The 7,647-nt window shown below is 61.0% G+C and carries 6 protein-coding genes and 1 tRNA gene; 3 read left to right on the top strand and 4 right to left on the bottom strand.

The features are described 5' to 3' along the window. The 3 genes from G3N99_RS30775 to G3N99_RS30765 form a co-directional block, all read left to right on the top strand. Nucleotides 1–483, top strand: a 483-nt coding sequence (locus tag G3N99_RS30775; protein WP_206124263.1) for an ATP-binding protein, incomplete at its 5' end; no start/stop codon positions are given. A gap of 236 nt (nt 484–719) precedes the next feature. Further along, nucleotides 720–2,378: an MFS transporter gene (locus tag G3N99_RS30770; protein ID WP_174940338.1), complete on the top strand. Its 1,659-nt coding sequence runs from the start codon at nt 720–722 to the stop codon at nt 2,376–2,378. Nucleotides 2,379–2,516: 138 nt separating this feature from the next. Next, a tRNA-Met gene (locus tag G3N99_RS30765) sits at nt 2,517–2,593 on the top strand. Nucleotides 2,594–2,827: 234 nt separating this feature from the next. Here the strand turns inward: G3N99_RS30765 and G3N99_RS30760 are convergent. The 4 genes from G3N99_RS30760 to G3N99_RS30745 all read right to left on the bottom strand — a co-directional run. Beyond that, nucleotides 2,828–4,570 carry a hypothetical protein gene (locus G3N99_RS30760; RefSeq protein ID WP_206124262.1) on the bottom strand — a complete coding sequence of 581 codons (1,743 nt, stop codon included), beginning with the start codon at nt 4,568–4,570 and terminating at the stop codon, nt 2,828–2,830. 512 nt (nt 4,571–5,082) lie between these two features. After that, nucleotides 5,083–5,460 carry an Ltp family lipoprotein gene (locus G3N99_RS30755; RefSeq protein ID WP_206124260.1) on the bottom strand — a complete coding sequence of 126 codons (378 nt, stop codon included), beginning with the start codon at nt 5,458–5,460 and terminating at the stop codon, nt 5,083–5,085. Nucleotides 5,461–5,823: 363 nt separating this feature from the next. Then, on the bottom strand, nt 5,824–6,798 hold the full coding sequence (locus G3N99_RS30750) for a LysR family transcriptional regulator (protein ID WP_206124258.1): 975 nt from the start codon (nt 6,796–6,798) through the stop codon (nt 5,824–5,826). Between the two features lie 184 nt (nt 6,799–6,982). Next, a partial coding sequence (locus G3N99_RS30745) for a helix-turn-helix domain-containing protein (RefSeq protein WP_206124257.1) occupies nt 6,983–7,647 on the bottom strand: 665 nt, incomplete at its 5' end.

Raw genomic sequence — 7,647 nt, 5'->3', positions numbered from 1 at the left:
GCGCTCGCGCGGCGCGCGGTGCGCGACTGGGTGCAGGCCGCGCTCGCGAAACGGATGGATCTCGGCTACGAAGGCCCGCCGGACCCACCGGACGACAGGCCGCTCGACGTCGACGGCAATCCGGTGATGCTGCGCGAGATGCTCGGCAACCTGATCGACAACGCGATCCGCTATACGCCGGACGGCGGCCGCATCACGGTGCGCGTGCGCGCCGAGCCCGCGGCGCAGCGCGTGCATCTCGAAGTCGAGGACACCGGGCCGGGCATTCCGGCCGCCGAACGCGAGCGCGTCGTCGAGCGCTTCTACCGGATCCTCGGCCGCGAAGGCGACGGCAGCGGCCTCGGGCTCGCGATCGTGCGCGAGATCGCCACGCAGCACGGCGGCACGCTGACGCTCGACGACCACGTCTATCAGCACGCGCCGCGCCTCGTCGGCACGCTCGTGCGTGTCAGCCTGCCGCTGACCGAAGCGGCCCCGGATTAACCCTGACCCGCACCGCCGCAGCACGCCTCGATTGCATCGAAACCGCCAATTTACCGGAAGTTCAAAGCATTTCGCAGCACGATGAGCGAACAAAATGACCGATTCGTCGCGGGTTAACGTGCAGTCGTTTTGCACGCGCGAGTCAGTCGGCCGTAAGTTTCCGTACCAATAATCCTCGACAGGCCCGCTCACCCAAGGCGGCCACACATCTATATCAAGGGACTTGGAGACGACTCATGGCAACGTTAGGCGGGCAAATTTCGCACGCGCCGATGACGGGCGAAGAGAAGAAGGTGATCTTCGCGTCGTCGCTCGGCACCGTGTTCGAGTGGTACGACTTTTACCTGGCCGGCTCGCTCGCGGCCTACATCAGCAAGAGTTTCTTCTCGGGTGTCAATCCGACCGCCGCCTTCATCTTCACGCTGCTCGGCTTCGCCGCCGGCTTCGCGGTGCGGCCGTTCGGCGCGATCGTGTTCGGCCGCCTCGGCGACCTCGTCGGCCGCAAGCACACGTTCCTCGTGACGATCGTGATCATGGGCCTCTCGACGTTCGTGGTCGGCTTCCTGCCCGGCTACGCGTCGATCGGCATCGCCGCGCCCGTGATCTTCATCGCGATGCGGCTGTTGCAGGGCCTCGCGCTCGGCGGCGAGTACGGCGGTGCGGCGACCTACGTCGCCGAGCATGCGCCGGCCAACCGTCGCGGCTTCTATACCGCGTGGATCCAGACGACCGCGACGCTGGGCCTGTTCCTGTCACTGCTCGTGATCCTCGGCATCCGCACGCTCATCGGCGAGGAAGCGTTCGGCAACTGGGGCTGGCGCGTGCCGTTCATCGCGTCGATCCTGCTGCTCGCGGTGTCGGTGTGGATCCGGATGCAGCTGAACGAGTCGCCGGTGTTCCTGCGCATCAAGGCGGAAGGCAAGACGTCGAAGGCGCCGCTGACCGAAGCGTTCGGCCAATGGAAGAACCTGAAGATCGTGATCCTCGCGCTCGTCGGCCTGACCGCCGGCCAGGCCGTCGTGTGGTACACGGGCCAGTTCTACGCGCTGTTCTTCCTCACGCAGACGCTGAAGGTGGACGGGGCGAGCGCAAACATCCTGATCGCGATCGCGCTCCTGATCGGCACGCCGTTCTTCCTGTTCTTCGGTTCGCTGTCGGACAAGATCGGTCGCAAGCCGATCATCCTCGCGGGCTGCCTGATCGCGGCGCTGACCTACTTCCCGCTGTTCAAGGCGCTCACGCACTACGCGAACCCGCAGCTCGAACTCGCGACGCAGAAGGCGCCGATCACGGTCATCGCCGATCCGGCCGCCTGCTCGTTCCAGTTCAACCCGGTGGGCACGTCGAAGTTCACGAACTCGTGCGACGTCGCGAAGAGCGCGCTCGCGAAGGCCGGCCTGAACTACGAGAACGTCGCGGCACCAGCTGGCGCGACGGCCCAGATCAAGGTCGGCGACACGGTGGTCCCGGCCTATGAAGGCAAGGCGGCCGACGCGAAGGCGCAGGGTGCGGCGTTCGACAAGACGCTCGCGTCGACGCTGAAGGCGGCCGGCTACCCGGCAAAGGCGGACCCGGCACAGCTCAACTGGCCGATGACGATCGTGATCCTGACGATCCTCGTGATCTACGTGACGATGGTCTACGGCCCGATCGCGGCAATGCTGGTCGAGATGTTCCCGACGCGGATCCGCTACACGTCGATGTCGCTGCCCTATCACATCGGCAACGGCTGGTTCGGCGGCTTCCTGCCGGCCACTGCGTTCGCGATCGTCGCGGCGAAGGGCGACATCTACTCGGGCCTCTGGTATCCGATCGTGATCGCGCTGGCCACGTTCGTGATCGGCCTGCTGTTCGTCAAGGAGACGAAGGACTCGAACATCTACGCGCAGGATTGACGTGGCTGGGCGGACGGTTGCCGGCAGTGCGCGGCGACCGTCCGCAACGAGGCCGGCACCGGCCGCCGGTACCTTTTTCACCCGCGATGAAAAAAGGTGTTGACAGCCAGGCCGGCATTCTCCATAATTCATTTCTTCGGCGAATTAGCTCAGTCGGTTAGAGCGACGGAATCATAATCCGCAGGTCCGGGGTTCGAATCCCTGATTCGCCACCAAATGCGAGAGCCGCTGTTTCGAAAGGAACAGCGGCTTTTTCATTTTCTCCGCCACTGGAAAGCCCCCATCGATCCCAAATCGCACGTCGCCGCCCTCGCGACCCGACCGGATCTCCGCTTTGCCGTCGAGTGACGCCTCTCTACCAATCGAGTCCGCCAGCGACTCGAGTGCATCCGCGACGAACGGCGGCTCGTTATCCTCACCGCCATACTCGACCAGATGACGGCCAGTCCTCAATACACGTTGTTCCCGGTGCCGGCATTTTCAATCGATACATTTTTGCCGTTACCCTGGAACCGATTGCCCGGATATTGCCACTGAGTCGACTGCGGACCAGGAGGCTGGATCCCGATGCCATTGTACGAAGACCCCCAGTGCGATACATCACCAGGCGCGCCGCGTACCAGGATGGCGGTCGGCCACCAGTTCAGCGAATTCGAGTAGACGAAGGAGTTGATCGCGGAGTCGAGCAGCACGCCAAACAAACTGTTCGCCGATGTTTCGCTGACCGTGTTGCCGTAGATCTCAGCCCGATCAACCTTGAACAGGGAAATTCCAACGATGGAATTGGAATTCTTGTTGTTGTAGATCCGCAAGAACGTGACGAAGCCGGTCCGGTCATCAGCGGCAGCAGCACGCTTGGATGCGAGATCGAGAATCACCTGGTTCGCGAGGATGTCGTCACCCGGCCGCAAGGCCAAGCTGCCATTCGAATTCGCAGGACCATTCGGGTAGAGACCACGGAATGCGGGATAGAGTCTGGTGATGTCGCTCCAGTACGCCACATAGGTTGGCACTGAAAAATACAACGGGAAGGAGCCGTCGCTGCCGATACCGTAATCCCCCCCTTCGATCACGTTGTCGTGTATCGAGACGTATGAGGTGCCGACGAATCCCGCCGAAATTCCCATGGTGGATCCAACCGGCTTGTTCTTCCCATCCCAGGAACGGTCGACCGAAAGAATCGTGTTTCTTGCGACCTCAATATTTTTGCCGATCAAGGTGATGCCGCCAAAGCCCACGCCGCAAATCGTGTTGTCGGTGACAAGCGCCGGTTTGTCACTACTCTCGCCTTGCACGGAAAGCACGAGGCCTAGTTTGCAAAGCGCGTTACCCGAGCAACTGACCTGATTGGAATCGATGAAGTGATCGTACAACCCGAATGAAATGGCATTCCCGGCCAGCTGCCGGATCGTGTTGCGGGAAATGATCGGCGGCGCGCCCGTCTGATCCGCTGAGGCATTGAATACCGTAATGCCATCCCGAACCCAAACATGGTTCGACTGGAACGCCGAACATGCAGGCAGCGCATTCGTCGAATCGACTACGCCGGAAATCGCGATGGAGTCGATCACGACATGTGTTGACGGCTTGGCGGAGTTCTCGACGTCACGGCCTTTTCTTGCCCAATTCGCGGCAATCATCGCATTGAGCTGAGGGCCTGCCTGGCCGGTACCGTTGTAGTTCGTCTGCCAGGCCGGATCGAGCTTGAGAAGTGTGGTGCCATATTGCGACGGGGTACCGTACAAGCCAATACCACTTTGCAAATGCACACCCATGTTCGACATGGGTGCGTCTCCAGGCAAAACCTTCGTAATATTGACTGAGCCACGCGTGAAAGCCACCGCCGAATAAACCGCTCGACCGGGAGTAACGGTAGCGCCCGAAGCATCGCGGTTGGCGGCGAAATCGATCGCCGCCTGATACCAAGGCACCTCCCCTTCGTCAGCCGCAGAACACTGCACAGCCTGATTGATGTGTACGTCACAGATCTTGCCAAGATCCGCACGGGCGCAATAGGCCTTTTGCGGCGAGCTAAACCATTCACCGGAAGCGTCCCGAGCACCGTCATATACGATCGCGCAAACCGCGCGATCGGCCGCAAACGCTTGACACGAAGCGCCGAGACAAATGAGCGCCATCAGCGATGTCAAATGACGAAAAGACTTCGTCTCGAATGATATTTTTGTTCGCATGATTCGCATTCACTAAAAAGAAAAAGCCAGCCCGTGGCTCGAACCACATTTCAGCCCCTCGAAGTCGAGCGTCGGCGACGAATGCATCCGGATCTGAGTAGCAGCGGTAAATTATGGCATATTCTCCCGAGCACGCCTCTTGTTCGATCGAATCGCCACTAATCTACCGGCAAAACCCGTCGACTGCATCCTGATTTCGGCCACACGCCATGACCGATTCCAACGTGAATATCTGGCGTCAAATTTTCGTCGTTCAAAAATAATCCACTTCGTGCTGCGATTCTTGCGTCTATACACTCATGGCGCGACTACGCTCAGGCCGTTGTTTTTCTCACTCTCAACACAGCAGTCTTTACGGTGAAGTAGGGACAGGATTGCATGATTATCGGACTAAAGTATTGCACAATTACACAAAGACAATTCCATCGCTTGTTGATAGGTAAAGAAAAATACGGCTGAATAAGTGGCTTTTTCTCAGGAGAAACAAAACGCTCAGATAGCATCAGCGGCTCTCAGCAAGCACCCGCTTGTTTTGCGCCGTAGGTTGCCTGACTTGCCGTGTACGCGTCTCCTGCACTGGACGAGAGTTGATTGATGAGACCCTTGCACGAGAAGCCCTGGATACTGAGATACTGCTTCGCAGAGCGAGCCGCCTCCCGGTTCCAGTCGACGTTCAGGCTGTCCACTGCGGCCGTGGCATCGGCAACCTTGTAACCATCCCCGGCATCCGAAGATAGTTGCTGAATAAGCCCTTTCCGCGAGAAGCCCTGGATACTCAGATACTGCTTCGCTGATCTAACGGCATTATTCTGAGGTCCGGTCAGATCCCCAGCCCATGTAGGCGCGGCAGCAAACAAAGCGGCAACCATTGCCATCTTCAAAAATTTCATTGAAATATCTCCAGAACTTACGCGGCGCGACTAGCACCCTTACCCCGAGGCCTCGGTAATACGCTCAGAAATTAGGCAAAAATACAGATATTCGAGGCGACGCAAATATTACCATCAGCATTCTGATTATTACAAATGCATTGTAGGCTGATAACTTTCAATAAAGAAAAAACGCGCCGATCCGCCACGAGACGAAAAAAGCCGCTGCTCATTTCAGAGCAGCGGCTTTTTTCATGGTCTGTTGCGATACACCGACCTTGCTTTCACGTGCCGATCATCGGGTCATCCGCTCGCCACCTCGATCAACATCGGCAATGGGACACCGTCCACGCAACTCGTCGCACATGCGCCTCGTGTACCTGGCTACGCCGCCACCGAACTGCGCGGCTCTCGCGCCGCCCGCGCCCCCACCCGCCCGCGCCAGTTCTCCCCACCTTCCAGCGACGGCGTCGACTCGAACACCTCCGCGATCCAGTCGGCGAACACGCGCACCTTCTGCGACAGATGCCGGTTGTGCGGATAGACGATCGAAATCGGCTTCGGCTTAGGATTGCAGTCCGGCAGCACCTCGACCAGCGAGCCGTCAAGCAGGTTCTCCAGCACCATGAACAGCGTCGGCTGGATCATCCCGAACCCTTCGAGCCCGCACGTCACATAGGCATCCGAATCGTTGACCGTGACGCCACCGTTCATCCGCACCTCGAACGGCTTGCCGTCGATCATGAACACCCACGGAATCGCGCGCGCGCCGTGACTCGACCGATAATTCACCGCATGATGCTCGGCGAGATCGGCAATCTCGTGCGGCTCGCCGTGACGCGCGAGGTAATCGGGCGACGCGCAGGTCACGCGCTTCAGCATCCCGATCCGCCGTGCGACCATCGACGAATCCTCGAGCGGCCCGACCCGGATCATGCAGTCGATGCCCTCCTCGACCGGATCCACGTAGCGGTCGGATAGGCCCAATTCAAGCGTGATATCCGGGTAGCGCTGCCGGAAAATCGACAGCGACGGCAGCACGATGCGCCGCCCGAGCGAACTTGGCATGTGGACGCGCAACACGCCGCTCGGCTTGCGGTTGCCGGTCTGGAAACTCGCGTCGGCCTCCGCGATCTCCGAGATGATCTTCATGCAATGCTCGTAGTACGCCGCACCTTCCTGCGTCAGCGACAGCCTGCGCGTCGTGCGGTGCATCAGGCGCACGCCGAGCAGCGCCTCGAGGTTCTGGATGATGGTCGTCACCGACGCGCGCGGCATCGCGAGCGTGTCGGCCGCGCGCGTGAAGCTGTTCGCGTCGACCACGCGGGTAAAAACTTCCATTGCCTGGATTCGGTCCATGCTGCTCCCCCTTCGAATCGCCAACGGAACAGAATAGAGCGCACGACGGGCTCGGCACAAGCCCCCACCCATTGTTCTCCGATCCTGAATAGTTTCAGCGTTTCGGACTGGAAAACGATCGATTTGCGTTCAGTCCAAAGCAGCAATCGTTCCGGCCCCGATCACAACAGCCGCACGCCGTGCGTTACCGCACGAATCGCTCGCGATACCCCTGCGGCGACACGCCCAGCACGCGCACGAAACAGCGCCGCAGCGTTTCCTCGGACCCGAAGCCGCAACGTGCGGCAATCCGCTTGACCGGCCATGCGGTTTCGCCGAGCAGGCGCTGCGCGGCCTCGACGCGGATCTGTTCGACCGCGCGCGCCGGCGTGCGGCCGGTTTCTGCGCGGTAGTGGCGCACGAAGCTGCGCTCGCTCATGCGCACGCGCTCGGCCAGCGCGGGTACCGACAGGTCGGCCGCCAGGTGCTCGGCCATCCACGCATGCAGTTCACCGAACCGGTCGTCGGTGCGCTGCATCGACAGCATCGTGCTGAACTGCGCCTGTCCGCCCGGACGCTTCAGGAACACGACGAGTTCGCGCGCGACGTCGAGGGCGGTCGCCCGCCCGAGATCCTCCTCGACCAGCGCGAGCGCGAGATCGATGCCGGCCGTCACGCCGGCCGAGGTCCACAACGCGCCTTCGCGGATGAAGATCGGATCCGATTCGACGCGCACGTTCGGATAGCGCGCCGCGAATTCGTCGCAGCGCGCCCAGTGCGTGACCGCACGCCGCCCGTCGAGCCGGCCGGCCTCGGCGCGCCGGCACGCGCCGGTGCAGACCGATGCCACGCGCCGCGTGCGCGCCGCCT

Origin of the sequence: Burkholderia sp. Ac-20392 (assembly GCF_017104585.1) — a bacterium.
GTDB classification, from domain to species: Bacteria; Pseudomonadota; Gammaproteobacteria; order Burkholderiales; family Burkholderiaceae; genus Burkholderia; species Burkholderia lata.
This window is presented reverse-complemented; position numbering and strand designations above follow the sequence as displayed.